The 266-nt window shown below is 27.4% G+C and carries 1 protein-coding gene; it reads left to right on the forward strand.

The features are described 5' to 3' along the window. Positions 1–266, forward strand: a 266-nt coding sequence (locus ACX6CF_RS26510; protein WP_458788382.1) for a hypothetical protein, incomplete at both ends; no start/stop codon positions are given.

The following is a 266-nucleotide window of genomic DNA, read 5'->3' on the forward strand; positions in this document are numbered from 1 at the left end:
AAATTAATAAGTTTTTTAATTACAAAATACATAGATTAAAAGAGTTTGACAAGATATTGAACCTTATGTCAGAAACCAATCTATATTTTAGAAATATGAATAGTGATAAAATGGATAGTTTCTATAAAGGAGTCAGTGAATACCTTAGAGAATATAGTGCACTGATTGAAGAAAACAGATTGTTTGTATCTACAGTATTATACCCAACAAATGCATATGCTCAAAAGTGTTGTTTATCAACAGTGCAGTTTCAGGATTTGTTTTCT

The organism is Vallitalea sediminicola, assembly GCF_054408565.1.